This is a genomic window from Bacillus sp. 3G2 (assembly GCF_044324725.1).
Lineage (GTDB): Bacteria > Bacillota > Bacilli > Bacillales > Bacillaceae_G > Bacillus_A > Bacillus_A mobilis.
In genome coordinates, this window is record NZ_CP172246.1 from 3,498,433 (window position 1) to 3,520,171 (window position 21,739).

18 protein-coding genes are annotated in these 21,739 nt (G+C 38.8%); 5 read left to right on the plus strand and 13 right to left on the minus strand.

What is annotated here, in order from left to right:
* Positions 1–78 precede the first annotated feature (78 nt).
* Entirely contained in the window at positions 79–3,999 is a 3,921-nt protein-coding gene (locus ACHZK0_RS17885; RefSeq protein ID WP_395760771.1) for a Gly-Xaa-Xaa repeat protein, read from the plus strand.
* Positions 4,000–4,079: 80 nt separating this feature from the next.
* Here ACHZK0_RS17885 and hfq read toward each other — a convergent pair whose 3' ends face one another.
* On the minus strand, positions 4,080–4,304 hold the full coding sequence (gene hfq / locus ACHZK0_RS17890) for an RNA chaperone Hfq (RefSeq protein ID WP_000813896.1): 225 nt from the start codon (positions 4,302–4,304) through the stop codon (positions 4,080–4,082).
* Between the two features lie 21 nt (positions 4,305–4,325).
* Positions 4,326–5,279: a tRNA (adenosine(37)-N6)-dimethylallyltransferase MiaA gene (miaA, locus tag ACHZK0_RS17895; protein WP_063260641.1), complete on the minus strand. Its 954-nt coding sequence runs from the start codon at positions 5,277–5,279 to the stop codon at positions 4,326–4,328.
* Positions 5,280–5,460: 181 nt separating this feature from the next.
* Between miaA and ACHZK0_RS17900 the strand changes: the two genes are divergently transcribed.
* The gene (locus ACHZK0_RS17900; RefSeq protein ID WP_395760772.1) at positions 5,461–5,706 is read left to right on the plus strand and encodes a hypothetical protein; all 246 of its coding nucleotides are present in this window, start codon (positions 5,461–5,463) and stop codon (positions 5,704–5,706) included.
* Between the two features lie 62 nt (positions 5,707–5,768).
* On the opposite strand, the gene entD is transcribed toward ACHZK0_RS17900, so the two are convergent.
* From entD to gabP, 8 genes are all read right to left on the minus strand, one after another.
* Entirely contained in the window at positions 5,769–6,701 is a 933-nt protein-coding gene (gene entD, locus ACHZK0_RS17905) for a cell wall-binding protein EntD (RefSeq protein WP_262742456.1), read from the minus strand.
* Between the two features lie 347 nt (positions 6,702–7,048).
* Positions 7,049–8,905 (minus strand): PTS fructose transporter subunit IIABC, encoded by a 1,857-nt coding sequence (locus ACHZK0_RS17910; RefSeq protein ID WP_262742457.1) that lies wholly within the window; start codon positions 8,903–8,905, stop codon positions 7,049–7,051.
* A gap of 13 nt (positions 8,906–8,918) precedes the next feature.
* A complete protein-coding gene (gene pfkB, locus ACHZK0_RS17915; protein WP_262742459.1) occupies positions 8,919–9,830 on the minus strand; it encodes a 1-phosphofructokinase in 912 nt (303 codons plus the stop codon).
* Positions 9,827–10,579 carry a DeoR/GlpR family DNA-binding transcription regulator gene (locus ACHZK0_RS17920; protein ID WP_395760773.1) on the minus strand — a complete coding sequence of 251 codons (753 nt, stop codon included), beginning with the start codon at positions 10,577–10,579 and terminating at the stop codon, positions 9,827–9,829. Before ACHZK0_RS17920 ends, pfkB begins: the two co-directional genes overlap by 4 nt.
* A gap of 158 nt (positions 10,580–10,737) precedes the next feature.
* Positions 10,738–11,901 (minus strand): iron-containing alcohol dehydrogenase, encoded by a 1,164-nt coding sequence (locus tag ACHZK0_RS17925; RefSeq protein ID WP_262742461.1) that lies wholly within the window; start codon positions 11,899–11,901, stop codon positions 10,738–10,740.
* Between the two features lie 116 nt (positions 11,902–12,017).
* On the minus strand, positions 12,018–12,560 hold the full coding sequence (locus ACHZK0_RS17930) for a DUF420 domain-containing protein (protein ID WP_000228316.1): 543 nt from the start codon (positions 12,558–12,560) through the stop codon (positions 12,018–12,020).
* 317 nt (positions 12,561–12,877) lie between these two features.
* On the minus strand, positions 12,878–13,216 hold the full coding sequence (locus tag ACHZK0_RS17935) for a hypothetical protein (RefSeq protein WP_262742462.1): 339 nt from the start codon (positions 13,214–13,216) through the stop codon (positions 12,878–12,880).
* Between the two features lie 133 nt (positions 13,217–13,349).
* Positions 13,350–14,744 (minus strand): GABA permease, encoded by a 1,395-nt coding sequence (gene gabP, locus ACHZK0_RS17940; RefSeq protein ID WP_262742463.1) that lies wholly within the window; start codon positions 14,742–14,744, stop codon positions 13,350–13,352.
* A gap of 270 nt (positions 14,745–15,014) precedes the next feature.
* Between gabP and ACHZK0_RS17945 the strand changes: the two genes are divergently transcribed.
* Positions 15,015–16,097, plus strand: a complete 1,083-nt coding sequence (locus ACHZK0_RS17945; RefSeq protein WP_395760774.1) for a chitinase — start codon at positions 15,015–15,017, stop codon at positions 16,095–16,097.
* A gap of 189 nt (positions 16,098–16,286) precedes the next feature.
* Here ACHZK0_RS17945 and ACHZK0_RS17950 read toward each other — a convergent pair whose 3' ends face one another.
* Positions 16,287–17,180 (minus strand): metallophosphoesterase, encoded by an 894-nt coding sequence (locus ACHZK0_RS17950; protein ID WP_262742466.1) that lies wholly within the window; start codon positions 17,178–17,180, stop codon positions 16,287–16,289.
* Positions 17,181–17,375: 195 nt separating this feature from the next.
* Here ACHZK0_RS17950 and ACHZK0_RS17955 point away from each other — a divergent pair, with 195 nt between their 5' ends.
* Both ACHZK0_RS17955 and ACHZK0_RS17960 read left to right on the plus strand, forming a co-directional pair.
* Complete coding sequence (locus ACHZK0_RS17955; RefSeq protein ID WP_262742468.1) at positions 17,376–18,191, plus strand: formate/nitrite transporter family protein; 816 nt, start codon at positions 17,376–17,378, stop codon at positions 18,189–18,191.
* Between the two features lie 141 nt (positions 18,192–18,332).
* The gene (locus ACHZK0_RS17960) at positions 18,333–18,605 is read left to right on the plus strand and encodes an HU family DNA-binding protein (protein WP_001043902.1); all 273 of its coding nucleotides are present in this window, start codon (positions 18,333–18,335) and stop codon (positions 18,603–18,605) included.
* 20 nt (positions 18,606–18,625) lie between these two features.
* On the opposite strand, the gene ACHZK0_RS17965 is transcribed toward ACHZK0_RS17960, so the two are convergent.
* Together ACHZK0_RS17965 and ACHZK0_RS17970 are read right to left on the minus strand one after the other, a co-directional pair.
* On the minus strand, positions 18,626–19,105 hold the full coding sequence (locus ACHZK0_RS17965) for a GNAT family N-acetyltransferase (RefSeq protein WP_262742469.1): 480 nt from the start codon (positions 19,103–19,105) through the stop codon (positions 18,626–18,628).
* 162 nt (positions 19,106–19,267) lie between these two features.
* Positions 19,268–21,688, minus strand: coding sequence for a heavy metal translocating P-type ATPase (locus ACHZK0_RS17970; protein WP_395760775.1), 2,421 nt, complete (start codon positions 21,686–21,688; stop codon positions 19,268–19,270).
* Positions 21,689–21,739 lie beyond the last annotated feature (51 nt).

Here is a 21,739-nt window from a genome sequence, read left to right on the forward strand (position 1 = left end):
TTACTATGACCATTTAACTAATTTTTGCATCTACTATGATGAGTTTCGTTCATATCCTCATGAGAAAGGAGAGATTTAATGTCTCATTTTAACGACAGTCAGAACAAATTCTCCAAACCATGCTTTCCAAGTAGCGCCGGACGAATCCCAAATACTCCATCAATCCCAGTTACTAAGGCACAACTTAGAACATTCCGCGCAATCATTATCGATTTAACAAAAATAATTCCAAAACTTTTCGCAAATCCATCTCCTCAAAATATTGAAGATCTAATCGATACATTGAACCTACTAAGTAAATTTATTTGTTCACTAGACGCTACTTCCTCCCTGAAGGCACAAGGGTTAGCTATTATCAAAAATTTAATAACTATATTAAAAAATCCAACCTTCGTAGCAAGTGCTGTATTTATCGAGCTTCAAAATCTAATTAATTATTTACTATACATTACAAAACTATTCCGAATTGACCCTTGCACACTTCAAGAGCTTCTTAAATTAATAGCAGCATTACAAACCGCTCTAGTTAATTCTGCTTCATTTATTCAAGGACCTACAGGGCCAACAGGCGCTACTGGTGCCACTGGACCTCGAGGGAACACGGGCGCTACTGGACCTCAAGGACCTCAAGGACCTCAAGGGAACACAGGCGCTACTGGTGCCACTGGACCTCGAGGTAGCACAGGCGCTACTGGTGCCACTGGACCTCGAGGGAACACGGGCGCTACTGGACCTCAAGGGCCTCAAGGGAACACAGGCGCTACTGGTGCCACTGGACCTCGAGGTAGCACAGGCGCTACTGGTGCCACTGGACCTCAAGGGAACACTGGCGCTACTGGTGCCACTGGACCTCGAGGTAGCACAGGCGCTACTGGTGCCACTGGACCTCAAGGGAACACAGGTGCTACTGGACCTCAAGGCGTTCAAGGGAACACAGGTGCTACTGGTGCTACCGGCGCTACTGGACCTCGAGGGAACACGGGCGCTACTGGACCTCAAGGGCCTCAAGGGAACACTGGCGCTACTGGTGCCACTGGACCTCGAGGGAACACAGGCACCACTGGTGCCACTGGACCTCAAGGGAACACGGGCGCTACTGGACCTCAAGGGCCTCAAGGGAACACAGGTGCTACTGGTGCCACTGGACCTCGAGGGAACACAGGCGCTACCGGTGCCACTGGACCTCGAGGGAACACAGGCACCACTGGTGCCACTGGACCTCAAGGGAACACGGGCGCTACCGGTGCCACTGGTATAGGAGTTACTGGACCTACCGGACCTTCTGGCGGGCCTCCTGGACCTACCGGACCTCAGGGGCCTCAAGGGAACACAGGTGCTACTGGTGCTACCGGCGCTACTGGACCTCAGGGACCTCAAGGGAACACTGGCGCTACTGGTGCCACTGGACCTCAGGGTGTTCAAGGTAACACAGGTGCTACCGGCGCTACTGGACCTCAAGGTGTTCAAGGTAACACGGGTGCTACTGGTGCCACTGGACCTCAAGGTGTTCAAGGTAACACTGGTGCTACCGGCGCTACTGGACCTCAAGGTGTTCAAGGTAACACGGGTGCTACCGGTGCCACTGGACCTCAAGGTGTTCAAGGTAACACGGGTGCTACCGGCGCTACTGGACCTCAAGGTGTTCAAGGTAACACGGGTGCTACCGGTGCCACTGGACCTCAAGGTGTTCAAGGTAACACAGGTGCTACTGGACCTCAAGGTGTTCAAGGTAACACGGGTGCTACCGGCGCTACTGGACCTCAAGGTGTTCAAGGTAACACTGGTGCTACCGGCGCTACTGGACCTCAAGGTGTTCAAGGGAACACTGGTGCTACCGGCGCTACTGGACCTCAAGGTGTTCAAGGGAACACTGGTGCTACCGGCGCTACTGGACCTCAAGGTGTTCAAGGGAACACTGGTGCTACCGGCGCTACTGGACCTCAAGGTGTTCAAGGTAACACGGGTGCTACCGGCGCTACTGGACCTCAAGGTGTTCAAGGTAACACTGGTGCTACCGGCGCTACTGGACCTCAAGGTGTTCAAGGTAACACAGGCGCTACTGGTGCTACTGGACCTCAGGGTATTCAAGGTAACACAGGTGCTACTGGTGCTACCGGCGCTACTGGACCTCAGGGACCTCAAGGTAACACGGGTGCCACTGGACCTCAAGGTGTTCAAGGTAACACAGGTGCTACCGGCGCTACTGGACCTCAAGGTGTTCAAGGTAACACTGGCGCTACTGGTGCTACTGGACCTCAGGGTATTCAAGGTAACACAGGTGCTACTGGTGCTACCGGCGCTACTGGACCTCAGGGACCTCAAGGTAACACAGGCGCTACTGGTGCTACTGGTGCCACTGGACCTCAAGGCGTTCAAGGGAACACTGGTGCTACTGGCGCTACTGGACCTCAGGGTGTTCAAGGGAACACTGGTGCTACCGGTGCCACTGGACCTCAAGGCGTTCAAGGGAACACAGGCGCTACGGGTGCTACCGGACCTCAAGGTGTTCAAGGGAACACTGGTGCTACCGGCGCTACTGGACCTCAAGGTGTTCAAGGTAACACAGGCGCTACTGGTGCTACTGGACCTCAGGGTATTCAAGGTAACACAGGTGCTACTGGTGCTACCGGCGCTACTGGACCTCAGGGACCTCAAGGTAACACAGGCGCTACTGGTGCTACTGGTGCCACTGGACCTCAAGGCGTTCAAGGGAACACTGGTGCTACTGGCGCTACTGGACCTCAGGGTGTTCAAGGGAACACTGGTGCTACCGGTGCCACTGGACCTCAAGGCGTTCAAGGGAACACAGGCGCTACGGGTGCTACCGGACCTCAAGGTGTTCAAGGGAACACTGGTGCTACTGGTGCTACCGGCGCTACTGGACCTCAGGGACCTCAAGGTAACACGGGTGCCACTGGACCTCAGGGTGTTCAAGGGAACACTGGTGCTACCGGTGCCACTGGACCTCAAGGCGTTCAAGGGAACACTGGCGCTACTGGTGCTACCGGACCTCAAGGTGTTCAAGGGAACACTGGTGCTACTGGTGCTACCGGCGCTACTGGACCTCAGGGACCTCAAGGTAACACGGGTGCCACTGGACCTCAAGGCGCTCAAGGGAACACTGGTGCCACTGGACCTCAGGGTGTTCAAGGGAACACTGGCGCTACCGGTGCCACTGGACCTCAAGGCGTTCAAGGGAACACGGGCGCTACTGGTGCTACCGGACCTCAAGGTGCTCAAGGGAACACTGGTGCTACTGGCGCTACTGGACCTCAGGGTGCTCAAGGGAACACGGGTGCCACTGGACCTCAGGGTGTTCAAGGGAACACTGGCGCTACCGGTGCCACTGGACCTCAAGGCGTTCAAGGGAACACTGGTGCTACTGGCATAGGAGTTACCGGACCTACCGGACCTTCTGGTGGGCCTCCTGGACCTACTGGACCTCAGGGACCTCAAGGTAACACGGGTGCCACTGGACCTCAGGGTGCTCAAGGGAACACTGGTGCTACCGGCGCTACTGGACCTCAAGGTATTCAAGGACCAACAGGTGCTACCGGCGCCACTGGTATAGGAGCTACTGGACCTACTGGGCCTACCGGACCTAGCTTCCCTGTAGCAACAATTGTCGTTACAAACAACATTCAACAAACAGTACTCCAATTTAACAACTTCATTTTTAATACTGCAATTAACGTAAACAACATTACCTTCAACGGCACAGATACAGTTACTGTTATCAACGCTGGTATTTATGTCATTAGCGTATCCATCTCTACCACTGCACCAGGATGTGCCCCACTTGGAGTAGGAATTTCAATAAATGGAGCAGTCGCAACTGACAACTTCTCTTCAAATCTAATAGGCGACTCACTTTCATTTACTACAATTGAAACGTTAAGAGCTGGCGCAAACATTTCTGTCCAATCTACTCTTAACGAGATTACGATCCCTGCAACAGGCAACACTAACATTCGTCTTACTGTATTTAGAATCGCTTAAATTCCACGATCTATTGTTTATGGCAAATAAAAAAAGAGCGAGAAACTCGCTCTTTTTTTGTTATGTACAATAATTCATTACTACTCTAATTCAATTGAAACATTTTTTTGTGGTACAAATGTAGAAATTGCATGTTTATAAATAAGCTGCTGCTTACCTTCTGTTTCCAGTAGGACTGTAAAATTATCAAATCCTTTAATTAATCCACGAAGCTGGAAACCATTTAATAAGTACAGCGTAACAAACGTATTCTCTTTACGGAGTTGATTTAAAAACTGATCTTGAATATTGATTGATTGCTTCATGTCGAATCCTCCTCTTTTTCTCTACTTACTATTATTCGACTTTAGTTGTAACTTTCCTTCTATGTATCGTAAAATTTCTGACGTTTTTTCACCGTCTGTAACATCAAACCATGTGACATCCATCTTATTACGGAACCATGTTAATTGACGCTTTGCATAACGACGTGAATTCGTCTTTAATTGTGATACCGCTTCTTCTAAAGAGACACGATCCTCAAAATAATCATATATCTCTTTATACCCAATCGCTTGAATAGATTGACAATCTCGTATCCCGCTATTATACAATCCTTCTACTTCTTTTAATAAACCTTGGTCCATCATTATATCAACTCGCAAGTTAATGCGATCGTATAGCATTTCTCGATCCATTGTCAAGCCAATCAAGGAAACATCGTATAATAACTCGTTTTCTTGTTTTTCAAGTTGATCACTCATTTTTTCACCCGTCGTGTGGAAAATTTCTAACGCTCTAATGACACGGCGTACATTATTTGCATGAATACGCTCAGCGCTTTCCGGGTCTACTTCTTGTAACTTTTTATGTACATATTCCACACCACGTTCTAATGCTAACTGTTCCATTTGCGCTCGGTATATAGTATCACCAGCATCATCCGTAAACTGATAATCGAATAAAACAGATTGTATATACAGGCCAGTTCCACCAACGATAATTGGCAATTTACCACGCTCTGTAATCTCTCGAATATGCTTACGAACACGTTCTTGAAATTCGGCAACAGAAAATGATTCTTCCGGATTTTTTATATCGACCATATAATGTGGAATTCCATCCATCTCTTCTTTCGTCACCTTTGCAGTTCCAATATCCATCGTACGATAAATCTGCATGGAATCTCCACTTATAATTTCACCATTCAACGCTTTAGCAAGATCAATACTTAACTTCGTCTTCCCAACAGCCGTTGGCCCAATGATGACAGCAACTTTTTCACGTTGCACTTCTCCCATATCATTCAACTCTCTTTATGTGATGTACTCCATCTATTGATTATATCCAATCTTACCAATTTTAACGGCATGATTGCAAGTTCTTTCATTCCGGTACATGAAATTATAAATAAAAAAGAACATAGTTTGTCCAATTCCGCATATACATGATTAAAAATACCTTCGAGAGGATGAGTTGACTATGAAACAATCCACCCTTAATTTTTCATCTTTAACAAATGACCTCATTTTAGCTACTGCTACAAAAGAACAAAATTGCTCACAAGAAGAATTATACTTTGCCTTAAATTGTTTGCTACGTTCTTTTCATTCTACTCTCCAAGAAACAACATTACATCCAGAAAATAAAAATACAGAATATATTCAAAATCAATTTTGCAGTGCATATAAAATTATTACAGGTAAAACGATTTATCCTTTTCAATAATCCATAAAAGGCGGTTGCTTACACACTTTCAAGCAACCGCCTTTCATATTCATGCATATATACTACTCTATAACTTTCACTTTTACAGATTTGCGCCCCCAGTTATCAGCACTACCATCTGAACCAACTAAAACATCAATACGATTTCCTTTAATCGCGCCACCCGTATCTCCAGCAATCGCTTCTCCATATCCTTCTACCCATACTTTTGATCCAAGTGGAATCACTTTAGGATCAACAGCAATGACTTTCATATTTGGATTTGCTGTTAAATCATGCCCCATTGCAGTTAATACACGACCACCATACGTACCATTCTCACTTGGGTGCGCTGTATACGCTGTCGCTTCTACTGTTATTTCACGTCCACCAGCAGGCGCACTTGTTTCAGTAGATTTTGCAACTGGTTTCGCAGTTGGCTTCTCTTTTGCCACAGGTTTACTTGATTCTACATTCTTAACAGACTCTTTACTCTTAACTGCTTTATTATTTTTAACTGGCGTATTTACTTTTTCCGGCGCTTCTTCTTGCGTTACAACTTCTTTCTTTTCAATCACAGGTGCCGTCCCCGTTAAAAATGGCACGTGAACATATCCTGTTTTTCCATTATAGTCAAATTGTAACCATTCATTTTGAACTTGATTCGTCGTTTCAATTACATCATTTTTATTAAGTTTACCAAGAATTTCAGAGTCCGTATTCGCTCCAGCACGAACATTTAGCACGCCTGCTGTTACATAATATGTACTTTTTGTAAACTCGGCACTCACAAACGCTTCTTGACCATTTAATTTAATTTTTGTCCATCCATTTTCTGTATTTACAACATCTAATGTATTTCCACTCAACATTTTACCTACAAGCTTTGATTCTACATTTGGGTTTTCTCTAACATTTAATACATCTGTTGTTACAATCGTTTCTGCTTTCGCAGAACCCGCAAAAATCCCAAGACCAAAAACTGCTGCTGTTGCTATACCTAATAATTTTTTCATGAATAGCCTCCATTTGCTTTGTTTTCGTATTTTCATTATAGCAACAGATTTTTGAGATTTTTAAAAATCACACAATTACAAACCATTCGTAATATGCGATTAATGAGTTGTAACATAAATTTCCATATTAATGAATTCTATTTCCAATAGAATTCCCAATAGTTTTCATATATTTTCCACATACAAGCACCAGAATTTTTTTCCAGAAAAAATTACAGTATTACTTTTTTGTTACAAAAAATTCATATTTCATTACATCTTTTACCAAAATCCATCATTCTTCCATTATTAACCTTCTTTTTTGTAATAAAAAGGAGCAGCTAATAAAAGCTCCTCCTTTTCATATGTTATTTAACTTTCTTTTTCCAAATCCCCATCATAAGAGCTGAAATAACTGTCCCTATCAATATCGAGAAAATATATAACACCGGTTTATTTACTAATGCGATAACAAACAATCCACCATGCGGTGCTGGTAATGTAATTTGGAATAACATAGATAATGCACCCGCAATACTTGAACCAACAACACAACTTACTATTACTCGAATCGGATCTGCAGCTGCAAATGGAATCGCACCTTCTGTAATAAACGACGCCCCCATAATATAATTTGTTAAACCAGATTTACGTTCTGCTTCAGTAAATTTTGATTTAAAGAAAGTAGTTGCGAATGCAATCGCTAATGGCGGTACCATACCACCAGCCATAACTGCTGAGTGAATTCCAAAGTTCTGCGCTTCTATTGCAGCAATGCCAAATGTAAATGCTGCTTTATTAATTGGACCACCCATATCAATTGCCATCATGCCACCTAAAATAAGACCTAATAATATAGCATTCGTACCGTTCAAACCATTTAACCATCCTGTTAACATTTCATTCAATGCTACTACAGGCGGAATTACTACTTTTTGCATAACAACTCCTGTAATCAACAATCCAAAGACTGGATATAACAATACAGGCTTAATTCCTTCTAACTGTACTGGTAATCCTGAGAACAATCTTTTCAATCCTACAACAACATACCCAGCTAAGAAACCAGCAATTAATCCCCCTAAAAACCCAGCATTCGCATGTGCTGCTAAAAATCCACCAACAACACCAGGCATAAAACCAGGACGATCAGCAATAGAACTTGCAATAAATCCAGCTAAAATTGGTACGAGGAATAAAAACGCCCCTGTTTTACCTCCACCAATAGACATTAACAATTCAGCCAATGGTCCTTCTGCTTTTATACCACCAACCCAAAATGCTAGTGCAATTAAAATTCCTCCACCAACAACGAATGGAAGCATATTACTAACACCGTTCATTAAGTGCTTATAAATTCCTAACCCTTTTTCTTTCTCTGTGCTCTCTATCTTCCCATCTTCCTTTATTCCTTTAAAGATTGGCGCATCTTGTTTTACAGCTCGATTAAGAAGCGCTTCCGTTTTTCTAATCCCATCAGCGACTGGCACTTGAATGACATGTTTCCCAGCAAAACGGTTCATTTCTACTTGTTTATCTGCCGCAACAATTATTGCCGTTGCGCGTTCAATGTCCTCTTTCGTTAAACCGTTTTTTATACCTGTTGATCCATTCGTTTCAACTTTAATTGCTATACCTAGCTCTGCTGCTTTTGCTTTCAAGCTATCCGCTGCCATATACGTGTGAGCGATTCCAGTTGGACAAGCCGTAACCGCTAATACGTACGGTTCATTTCCTTCTGGTTTTACAACTTCAACCTCTTCTTCTTTTTCATTCTCTTTTTCATCAAATAAACGAAGAAGTTCCTCTTCATCCTTTGCTTCTAATAATTGCTTACGAAACCCTTCATCCATTAATAATGTAGATAGGCGCGATAACGTTTCTAAATGAGTATTATTCGCCCCTTCACTCGCAGCAATCATAAAGAATAAATGCGCTGACTGTCCGTCAAGCGATTCATAGTTGACACCGCTTACACTTCTACCAAAACAAATCGCTGGTTGCTTAACAGCTTTTGTTTTCGCATGAGGGATTGCAATCCCTTCCCCTATTCCAGTCGTACTTTGTGACTCCCTCTTTAAAATAGCTTCTTTAAATTCCGCTTTACTATTTAAACGATTTGCGCCGTCTAATTTCTCAACTAATTCATCTATGACAGCTTCTTTATTTGAAGCTGTCAAATTCATAATAACTGTATCCCTTTTTAATAGTTCTGTAATTTTCATATGTTGCTTCCCCCTATCGCTTAGTTACAATTACTTGCGACAATAATTCTTCTACTTTTTCTTTTTCACATAAATCAGCTGAAAATGCTGTTGCACTCCCTGTTGCAACGCCATATTGAAATGCCTTTTCAATATCTTTCGTCTGTTCATATTTCCCTACAAATCCTGCAACGAGAGAATCTCCAGCCCCAACCGAATTAATTACAACACCTTTTGGAACAGTTGCTTCATATATACCTTCTACCGTAAATAGTAAAGCCCCATCTCCAGCCATTGATACGATCACATGCTCTACACCTTGTTCAATTAATTTTCTCCCATACGGTAAAATATCTTCTACTGTGGAAATCTCTACACCGAATAACTCACCAAGTTCATGATGATTAGGCTTTATTAAAAATGGCTTATTTTTAATTACATGCTGCAGTGCACTTCCACTTGCATCTACTACTACACGAATACCTTTTTCAGCTCCGAGCGCTGCGATTGATTCATAAAAAGTAGTTGAAATAGACGTTGGTACACTTCCAGCTAGTACAACACAATCTCCCTGCTTCATACTTTCAATCTGTTTCATTAATTGTTCAAATTGCTCTTTTGTCACATCAGGACCTTGCCCATTTAATTCCGTCTCTTCTTGCCCTTTTATTTTCACATTAATTCGGGAATCACCGTCTACCTGGACGAAGTTTGTCGTTACACCTTCCGCCTGTAATACATCTTTAATAAATTGACCGGTAAATCCACCAGTAAATCCAAGTGCTACATTTTCAACACCTAAACGATGAAGAACGCGAGAAACGTTAATCCCTTTTCCTCCAGGAAATTTCATATCTTTCTCTGCTCGATTTACTGCGCCTAAATCGAAGGAATTAACTTGTACTACATAATCAATAGATGGATTTAAAGTAACTGTATAGATCATTGTTTATCAGCCTCAATTACATTGGTTTGTCTTTTATATTTTTCTAAATCAATTTCTAAATAGTTTGTAATAATATTTGCCTCTTCAACATTGGCAATTTTCGCAAACGCAACTTCTGAAAACTTACTTTCATCAATTAAGAAATATCCTTCGTTTGCTAATGTTAATGCCATTTGTTTTAAAAGCGCCTCTTCTGGATCCGGTGTTGTAAAACCAAGTTGTTCATGCACACCATTCGCGCCTAAAAAACATTTATCAAAACGATACTTTTGCATACTTTCCTGCGCCATAGCACCGATTAAAGCTTTCGTCCTACTTTTCATCATTCCGCCTAGTAAATATGCACGAATATTATTTTCAACTAAAGCTTCAATATGCATAAGTCCATTTGTAACGACAGTAACGTCTTTATTTATTAAAAATGGAATCATTTCAAATGTCGTACTTCCTGCATCTAAAAAAATACAATCACCTTGTTCAACAATGCTAGCCGCATGCTTCGCAATTTGTTGTTTTATTTGAATGTTTTTGGATGATTTTTCAACCATCGTTGGCTCTTGTCCTTTTCCTGTTAAAACAGCCGCACCACCGTGAACTCTTTTTAATAACCTTTGTTTTTCCAATTGCGCTAAATCACGACGAATTGTTGATTCAGAGCTTTCTGTTCTTTCCACTAATTGTTGTAATTTAACAACCTTCAGCTCTTTTACAAGTTGCAATATCATTTGATGACGTTCAGGAGTTAACATTTCATTCACCTCTTCTTTGATTACAGTATAATGAAAACGATCACAAAAATCAACCATAAACACTCATAAAAAATCAAAACCAATCACTAACAGTTATAAACAAAAAAAAAGAAACCCATTCGATATAACAATCAAATGGGTTTCTTTGCTCGATTTACTTATAAAGAAGCTTTATATATGCTTAAAACATCGTCTTTATTTAATTTTTTAAAGTTACCAAATTCGCCATAAGCCATCGCTTTATCCGCCATTAAATCAATTTCATTTTCCCCAATAGCGTAATCAGCTAATGTTACCGGCGCCTCAATTGAAGTCCAAAATTGACGTAACGCCTCAATTCCTTCTAACGCAATTTCTAGATCAGTTTTCCCATCTGTTTCTACATCGAATACACGAATAGCGAACTGTTTAAAACGACTTACATTTTCATCTACGACATGCTTCATCCAGTTCGGGAATAAAATCGCAAGGCCACCTCCGTGTGGTATATCATGAACCGCAGAAACTGCGTGCTCAATATTGTGAGTTGCCCAGTCTCCTTTTACTCCCATCGCTAAAATGCCGTTTAACGCCATAGTACCGCAATATAAAATGGTTTCTCTATGCTCATAATTTTCTAAATCACTTAAAAGCTTAGGAGCGGTTTCAATTACTGTTTTTAATACAGATTCACAATAACGATCTTGTAGTTCTGTATTTGTTCCGTGGTGGAAATATTGCTCTAATACGTGTGACATAATATCTACCATACCGTAAATTGTTTGATCCCTCGGTACAGACGCAGTATGGACTGGATCTAAAATCGAAAACTGCGGGAAAGTAACTGGGCTACCCCAGCCATATTTTTCATTCGTTTCCCAGTTTGTAATGACAGAACCCGCATTCATTTCAGACCCTGTTGCTGCAAGAGTAAGCACCGTACCAAATGGTAACGCCTCACTAGCAAATGCTTTTTTCGTTACAATATCCCATACATCTCCATCATATTTGCTACCAGCAGCAATTGCTTTCGTACAGTCGATTACACTGCCTCCACCAACTGCTAATATGAATTCGACGCCATTATCTTTACAAATTTGAATCCCTTTCTTTACAGTTGATACACGAGGATTCGGTTCAACGCCTGTCAATTCAAATACTTCTGCATTTATATCTTTTAAAATAGAAAGTACATTATCATAAATACCATTTCTTTTAATGCTGCCTCCCCCATATACGAGAAGAACTTTTTTACCGAACTGTGGAATTTCAGTTTTTAACTGTTCTAATTGACCTTTACCAAAAATAAGTTTCGTCGGATTACGAAATACAAAATTTTGCATATCCCTTACCATCCCTTCTATATGAAAAGCAACTATACTTTTGTATACCATATTTTTTTCATTTCACAAAAATATTTGCCTAACAAAAAAAATCCCAGCCTACAGGCTGAGATTTTTTATTGGTAATAAGGTGAGATCATTAAGTAAACAATAACACCTGATAAACTTACATATAACCAAATCGGCATCGTCCAACGTACAATTTTACGATGACGTGTTAATTGATTTGTAAAACCAAATACAAGTGCAAACAATGCAAGTGGTACAATAATTGCTGCAAGGATAATATGTGTAATTAAAATAATGAAGTACACATATTTAATGAATCCTTCCCCACCAAAATGTGTTGCCGGCGCCAAGTAATGATACGATAAATAAGAAACACAAAATAGCAACGTCGTTGTAAATGCTGCCAGGATGAAACCGCGGTGCATTTTCACATTCTTCTTAATAATCGAGTATAAAGCTGCTAATAAGAACACGAACGTAAAGCTATTAAAAATTGCATTTAACATTGGTAAAATCGTTACATCAAAATGTACTTCTCCTTCATAGCCAACAGGTCCAAAGAACAAAAATAAAATAATCGCATTTACAATTACAGAAAGCGTTATCACAATAGGAGCATAGCTTTTCTGATTAGTTGATTGATCCACCAAAATGGTCACTCCTCTTCCTTCAAATATGTATACGTAACCTCACTATTTTAACATATTATTCACAGTGTAAATGTGACAATAGTTTGACACAGTAAGACAGAGCAAAGAAAAAAATCCTTCTTAATAAAACTTCTTAAGAAGGATTTTATCGCTTTATTATTTAAATAGCAATGTAATTAGTTTTTGTTGAAAAACGTATTGCTATATGCTTGAAAAATTTCAGACACTTGATATCCCATTAAAGAAATTGCTGTTAATGAAAAGAAACCAATCATAAGAAATCGAAACCACATATAAATCTCCTCCTTGTATTTAGCTTAAAAAGCAGTCGCTATACTACAAGTTGAGTGGCACTCTTCATCGTCACTTTCCTTTTTCTTTACAATTGCTGTTATAAATCGAATCATAAAGAATATAACAAAAGGAATTTGTTCGTAATTTATCTTGGCATAGTTTGGCAACGGCTCGCGCTGCACATCGAATGGGGATGAGAAGGAATAGAACATACCTTGCTCTTCCATATATACAATTACGATTTTCATACAAAACATTATTCCTAGAAACGAAACAATATCTTGCCATTCTGTCGTATATAACAGATTATATAGCTCTAATACGTACTCTTCCATTGTCATCCCCCCTTCCTTTTTTACCATTCTGCTCGCCTTCGTATAAAAAGTCAAGAAAAAAGTTTATATTCACTATGACAATAGTAATTACTTGTTTCTATGATTATATATGATTCTTTTATAGCAATGATTGGGTGTAACTCTCTTCTAAAACAAGAAATTAGAATCGAACAGATTCCTCATTTTTACTTTTAGGATTCAACACTGTACTATTTTTGTTTCTATTGAAAATAAAATAAGAAATTATGATAAGAACAGTAACTAGCATCGTTAATAGTGCCTGTGAACGTAAAGATTCAATTGCGAGCATTGCAACTAAAACTGCTATAATCGCAGCAATTGTAACGTATGTTACATACGGAAAAAGCCACATTTTCACTTTCAAATTTTGTTGTTCCGCTTTCCCCATTTTTTTACGTATCTTGAAATGAGAAACTGCTATAACGAGATAAACGAGTAACGCAATCCCGCCAGATGCATTCACTAAAAATAAAAATACTTTATCTGGAGATATGTAACTAAAAACAACTCCAATGTAAGCAAAGAAAGTTCCAAATAAAACCGCCCGAACTGGAACACCACTACTATTCAATTTCAAAAATGCCTTTGGCGCATCTCCTCTTTCTGCCATTGAAAAAAGCATTCTTGAGTTCGTATATAAACCCGAATTCAAACAAGAAAGTACAGCTGTTAAAACGATAAAATTCATAATTTGCGCTGCCGCTGGTATCCCTATATGTTCCAGTACCGCCACAAACGGGCTTTTTAGTATGTTCGCCGAATTCCATGGAAGGAGTGTAACAACTACAGCAATCGATCCAATGAAAAATACGAGAATACGCCAAATTACACTATTTGTTGCTGTTTTTACGGCTTTTACAGGTTCGGCAGACTCTCCAGCGGCTACTGCAACAATCTCAGATCCCATAAATGAAAATATAACGACGGTGATTCCAAGTAACACCGAACTTATACCATTTGGCATAAATCCTCCTTGACCTACTAAATTCGAAGTGCCAGGTGCTTCCGTTCCTGGTACAAATCCTAAAATAACAGCTAGTCCAAGACAAAGGAACAAAACAATACTTATTACTTTAATAAATGAAAACCAATATTCAAATTCTCCAAATGATTTCACCGAGAAAACATTCGTCAATGTTAATAAAATCGTTAATATTAAGCTTAATAACCAGAGCGGGATTTCTGGAATCCAGTATTGAATAATACCAGCACCTGCTGTAGCTTCTATTGCAATAACAATTACCCAGAAAAACCAATATAGCCACCCAATTGTATAACCTGCCCATGGACCAATTGCCTCTCTTGCATATGTTGCAAATGAACCACTTGTCGGATTAATAGCTGCCATTTCTCCTAGCATTCTCATAACGAAAATAACTAGAAGTCCTGCTAATGCATATGAAACGATAGAACCTGGACCTGCTGAATGCACAACCGCACCACTTCCAACAAACAAACCAGCTCCTATTACGCCACCAATGGAGATCATTGTAATGTGGCGGATTTTGAGGTCTTTCTTAAGATTTTTATCCAACTCTTGTACATCCCCTTCCAAACTTAATTTTGAAATTTATGTAAGAGTATTATGCGAAAAATCTTGTCCTATACTTTAAAATATATCAAAATATTCTGAATTTAACAATCGTAATTCGACCTCCTTCAGAAATTATTTCATTAGGTTTAATAATTTCCCATACACAATTGTTGAGAAAATTATAGTCACCTTACAAAAGAGTGAATTTTCAGTTATTATCAAATAAACAAGATTATACATCTAGACAACTTTTTGTATAGGAGTGTTGATATGTTAAACAAGTTCAAATTCATTTGTTGTACTTTAGTAATTTTCTTACTGCTACCACTAGCTCCCTTTCAGGCACAAGCAGCAAACAATTTAGGATCAAAATTACTCGTTGGATACTGGCATAACTTCGATAATGGTACTGGCATTATTAAATTAAGAGACGTTTCACCAAAATGGGATGTAATCAATATATCTTTCGGTGAAACTGGTGGCGATCGTTCCACTGTTGAATTTTCTCCTGTGTATGGTACGGATGCAGACTTCAAATCAGATATTGCTTATTTAAAAAGTAAAGGAAAGAAAGTAGTTCTTTCAATAGGTGGACAAAATGGGGTCGTTTTACTTCCTGATAATGCCGCTAAGCAACGTTTTATTCATTCCATACAATCTCTAATTGATAAATACGGTTTTGATGGAATAGATATTGACCTTGAATCAGGAATTTACTTAAACGGAAATGACACTAATTTCAAAAACCCAACGACTCCTCAAATCGTAAATCTTATTTCAGCTATTCGGACAATCTCAGATCATTATGGTACAAATTTTCTATTAAGCATGGCTCCTGAAACAGCTTATGTTCAAGGCGGTTATAGCGCATATGGAAGCATCTGGGGTGCATATTTACCGATTATTTACGGAGTGAAAGACAAACTAACATACATTCACGTTCAACACTACAACGCTGGTAGCGGGATTGGAATGGACGGTAATAACTACAATCAAGGTACTGCAGACTACGAAGTCGCTATGGCAGATATGCTCTTACATGGTTTTCCTGTAGGTGGTAATACAAATAACATTTTCCCAGCTCTTCGTTCGGATCAAGTCATAATTGGACTTCCTGCAGCACCAGCTGCCGCTCCAAGTGGCGGATATATTTCTCCAGCTGAAATGAAAAAAGCTTTAGATTATATCATTAAAGGAATTCCTTTCGGAGGAAAGTATAAGCTTTCAAATCAGAGTGGCTATCCTGCATTCCGCGGCCTAATGTCCTGGTCTATTAATTGGGATGCAAAAAACAACTTTGAATTCTCTAATAACTACAGAACATATTTTGATGCGATTCCCTTGAAAAAATAATAAAAAAACCAACAATAGGTTTTATATGATCTATTGTTGGTTTTTTATTTATGTAAATTACTTTTTCACTTCTACATGATGAAAAGATTCCTTTCCATGTTAACACTTTAAATAAAACTCACATAATATTCCATGTTTAACTAATAAAAAAAGAGAACTTTCTCTGAAAGTCCTACTACTCTAGAATAGTCAGTTGCTATTTTGCTTTAACACAAATACTGAAAGTTCAGGTACACTCCAAAATCTAACAGGCATTCGGGTTGTCCCAATACCACGATTTACGTATAAATGTAACGGCTTATTCTTCCCTTCTAATTCATACATACCTTCCACATAGCTCTCAGCTAATTTTGTAGTAATTAATGGACCTATAAAAGGAATTTGAACTTGTCCTCCGTGACTATGGCCTGACATTTGAAAATCAACTGGGTAACGAGCTACTTTGTCTACAACATCCGGCTCATGTACTAAAAGCATATTGAAATCTTGTTGTCTCACATGTTTTAAAGTCGAGTCTATTTGCGGCTTTCCTAATAAGAAATCATCCAAACCTGATATTGTAATATATTTTCCGTTTTCTACTTTAATTTTTTGCATTTCATTTACTAACACAGAGAAACCAGCTTCCTCCATATACTTTTTATAAAATAAACTACCTCCCCCGCCTCTATCATGATTCCCAAACACTGCATATTTCCCTAAGGGAGCATGTATTTTTTGTAATATACCTTTTGCTTCTTCTCTTTCCGCCTTATACGATCCAAACTTATCTATTAAATCCCCTGTAAAAACTACTACATCTGGATGTAGAGCATTCATCTTCTCCACCAAATTTTCTAGTTGTTTCAGTGTAAATTCTGGCCCTAAATGCACATCTGAGAATTGCAATATCTTTTTATTATTAAACTCTTTAGGAATTGTAGATGCTTCTATTTCATTCCACGTAACTGTTACTAGTTTTCGTTCAATTTCTGTCGCATAGAAATACAAACTTACTGAAATCATTACTATACTTATAAAACTGATTATGAATATTTTTATGATTGATTTTTTTTGTTCTTTTTTTACATGATGCGTATTCATGTTCTCACCTCTAGAAGTACTCTACAGCCTTATTGTTACATTAATGTGACAACACGAACAATGTTAGTTATATCCAATTCTACCCCACTCACTTTGACAAACTTATGCAGAAGTCATAACATATTTTTATAATACATAGATTTTTAAAAATGTTCCTTCTATTCATTCTATCATTTTATTGAGGAGAGATTATTCATGTCTGTATTTACACCAGAAGAAATTACGGAACTTGCTGCGAATTCCGGAAGAAAAAAGGCTCATTTATCATTACTCCCTATGCTAATTCTCGGATTTTTTGGCGGTGCTTTCATAGCATTAGGGTATTTACTCGATATTCATGTTATTGGAACAATGCCAAAGTCTTGGGGATCATTTACTAGTTTTCTAGGCGCTGCTGTATTCCCTATCGGTCTTATACTTGTTATTCTTGCAGGCGGTGAACTAGTAACTGGTAACATGATGACAGTTTCTATGGCTTGGCTTCAAAAGAAAATTACTTTATTTCATTTCATACGAAATTTAATTATTGTTACGTTTAGCAACTTCATAGGTGCTGTATTCGTAGCTTATTTTTTCGGTCATATCGTTGGATTAACAGAGGGCGCTTTTTTAGCGAAAACAGTTTCTATTGCACAAGCTAAACTACAAGATACACCACTACAAGCCTTCATTTCTGCAATTGGATGTAATTGGCTCGTTTGTTTAGCCGTTTGGCTCAGTATAGGAAGTAAAGAATTTATCGGAAAGATTATCGGCATCTGGTTCCCTGTTATGACTTTTGTTGCGATTGGATTTCAACACGTTGTAGCCAATATGTTTGTTATCCCAGCTGCAATTTTTGCTGGACAGTTAACTTGGATTGAATATTTTCCAAACTTCATTTTTGTTTTCTTTGGAAACTTAGTAGGAGGTATGTTGTTTGTGGCATTACCTTATTTCATATCTTATAATAAGAAATTACCTTCCAATAAAGAGCAAACCGAATTAAAGAAAAAATCTGTATCCGCTTAAATGAACTGTCTATACAGTAGCTCTAAAAAATATTACAAATTTCATTTTTTTTACGAATATATGTGCGTACACTTGTTCTCGAATGTTTTATACGTTATAATAACAACTTAAATAGCATTATTTACATATGAGGTGAAAAACATGAACAAAACAGAATTAATCAAAAACGTAGCACAAAATGCTGAGATTTCTCAAAAAGAAGCTACTGTAGTTTTACAAACTGTAGTAGAATCAATCACTAACACTTTAGCTGCTGGTGAAAAAGTACAACTTATCGGATTCGGTACATTCGAAGTTCGCGAAAGAGCTGCTCGTACAGGCCGTAACCCACAAACTGGTGAAGAAATGCAAATCGCAGCTTCTAAAGTACCTGCTTTCAAAGCTGGTAAAGAACTTAAAGAAGCGGTAAAATAATGAAAAAATAGCCTTCTCGTTTATGAGAGGGCTATTTTTTTCATTACATAATTAGTAAAAATCTGACCATTATGCTGTTTCTTTTGTTCCTTTATGCAAATAAAACCGTTACTTTCAAAGAAAGGTTTTGCTGTAATACTCGCTTCTGTATATATCTCCTTATGTCCCAAGTTCACTGCTTCTTTTTCTAGCTCCTGTAGTATGTATGACGCTATCCTTTTCCCTTGATAATCTTTATGCGTAAATAGACGATCTACGTAATGCTCATCATTATAATCCCCAAATCCCACTATTACACCGGTATGATCCGCTACATAACTAATATTCTTCTCTAAAGACTGTAACCAGCTTTCTCTATCTAGTCGCTCTGGTGCCCATGCCTGTAGCTGTAATACATTATAATCTTTTGCATTAATTGTATGAACTGTTTCATAGAACAACTGTAATACTTGTTCTAAATCCTCTTTATGGAATGTTCTAATGATCGTTTCTTTTAACATATATGAACCTCCTTACTAAACTATCATTTAACTTTTCTACCTTCTAGTATTCAATATTTCTGCTTTATTATATCTTTTTTCTTTCTATATAAACAAAAAACAATACTTATTTCAAAGTATTGTTTTTTTGTTTAAAAGCATATGCAATTACTCTATAGATTTTTATTTTTTTAATTTCACTCTTTGTAGTCGTAATGCATTTAATACAACGGATACAGAACTAAATGCCATCGCAGCTCCAGCAACCCAAGGTGCTAAGAAACCGAACGCTGCAATCGGGATTCCTAACCCATTATAAGCTAGTGCCCAGAATAAATTTTGCTTAATATTTCTTATCGTCATCTTGCTCATAAAGATTGCATCAGCAATACTATTTAAATCACCACGGATTAACGTAATGTCTGCCGCTTCCATCGCTACATCCGTACCTGTTCCAATTGCCATACCGATATCCGCCGTAGCCAGTGCAGGAGCATCATTTATTCCATCACCAACCATTGCTACTTTCTTACCTTGCGCTTGCAGTTTTTTTACTTCTTCTGCTTTTCCTTCTGGTAATACTTCTGCAATTACGTGATCAATGCCAACTTGCTTAGCGATTGCCTGAGCGGTTTGTGTATTATCTCCTGTAATCATAACAACGTCTAGACCCATTTTCTTAAGTCTTGCGATAGCTGCTTTTGAAGTATCTTTTACAGTATCCGCAACGGCCACTATACCAGCATACTCCTTATCTATTGCTATTAGCATCGCTGTTTTTCCTTCTCGTTCTAGCGCTTCCATCGATTTAGAAACTTCTTCAATATCAATATCGAATTTCTTCATTAATCGACGTGTACCAATTAATAATTGTTTCCCTTCTACTACTGATTCGATGCCGAATCCCGGAATCGCTTCAAATGTTTTTGAACTTGGGATATCAATTTTCTTTTCTTTAATTCCTTCTACAATCGCTTCTGCAAGTGGGTGTTCAGAATTTTTTTCTGCCGCACCTACTAAACGTAGTAGTTCTTCTTCATGGAATCCATCTGCTACAATTACATCTGTTAACACCGGCTTCCCATTTGTCACAGTACCTGTTTTATCTAGAATAACTGTATCTAATCGGTGGGTTGCTTCTAAATGCTCCCCGCCTTTAAATAAAATGCCATACTCAGCCGATCTTCCTGATCCCGCCATAATAGATGTAGGCGTTGCAAGACCTAATGCACACGGACAAGCGATAACAAGTACCGCTATCATTTTCTCAAGTGCTCCGCCAAAATCACCAGGTGTAACAAATAGCATCCACACTGCAAATGTGATAATAGCAATCACAACTACAACCGGTACGAAAATACCTGAAATTTGATCTGCTACTCTTTGAATAGGAGCTTTTGAACCTTGAGCCTCTTCTACTACTTTAATAATTTGAGCTAATGCCGTATCTCTTCCTACCTTAGTTGCTTTCACTTTTAAAAATCCATTTTTATTCATTGTAGAACCGATTACTACATCCCCAATTGTTTTATCAACTGGAATACTTTCACCTGTTAACATCGATTCATCTATCGCTGATTTTCCTTCTACAATCTCACCATCTACCGGAATTTTTTCACCAGGTTTTACATAAATGATATCACCAGCTACTACTTCTTCGATTAAAATTTTCATTTCTGTTCCATCTCGTACAACTGTAGCTGTCTTTGCTTGTAAACCCATCAACTTTTTAATTGCTTCTGATGAACGTCCCTTTGCTTTTGCTTCAAATAATTTACCTAAAATAATTAGTGTAATAAGTACCGCGCTCGTTTCAAAATATAAATCTGTCATATGTTCAGAAGAACCGATAGATTGAATGCTTAAATATACACTATAGAAATAGGCGGCCGATGTTCCAAGTGCCACGAGAACATCCATGTTAGCACTTTTATTACGTAACGCTTTATAAGCCCCAACATAAAACTGTCCACCAATGATAAATTGAACTGGAGTTGCAAGAGCTAGCTGCACCCAAGGGTTCATAAGCATATCAGGTAAATAAATAAACGATGTAAATGAGAAGTGACTTACCATTGCCCACAATAACGGGAATGATAAAATAAACGAAATGATAAACTTCTTCTTTTGTCGCTCAATTTCTTGTAAGCGATGATCAGTTGATCCATCTTGCTCATCTGATTTCACTTCCAATTTATATCCTAATTTCGTAATTGCACTCTTCATTTCATTTACATTAATTTCATCAGGATTAAAATCTACTGTAGCCGATTCCAAAGCGAAATTTACTGTCGCCTCGTTCACACCTTCTAACTTATTTAAACGCTTTTCTACTCTATTGGCACATGCTGCGCATGTCATTCCTGAAACAGTAAATTCAGCTTTATCACTTACAATTCCATATCCTAACGATTCAACTTTTTCTTTAAACTGTTGCGGATTTGTTTTTTGGGGATCATACATTATTTTGGTTTTTTCAAGTGCAAAGTTTACATTCGCATCATGAACACCTTCTACTTTTTTCAGACCTTTTTCAATTCTATTTGCACATGCCGCACATGTCATTCCTGATATTTGAAGATTGGCCTCTTTTTGTTCATTCATGTCTCTCACCTCTATATACCCTTATGAGGTATAATTATTAGCAAAATAAAT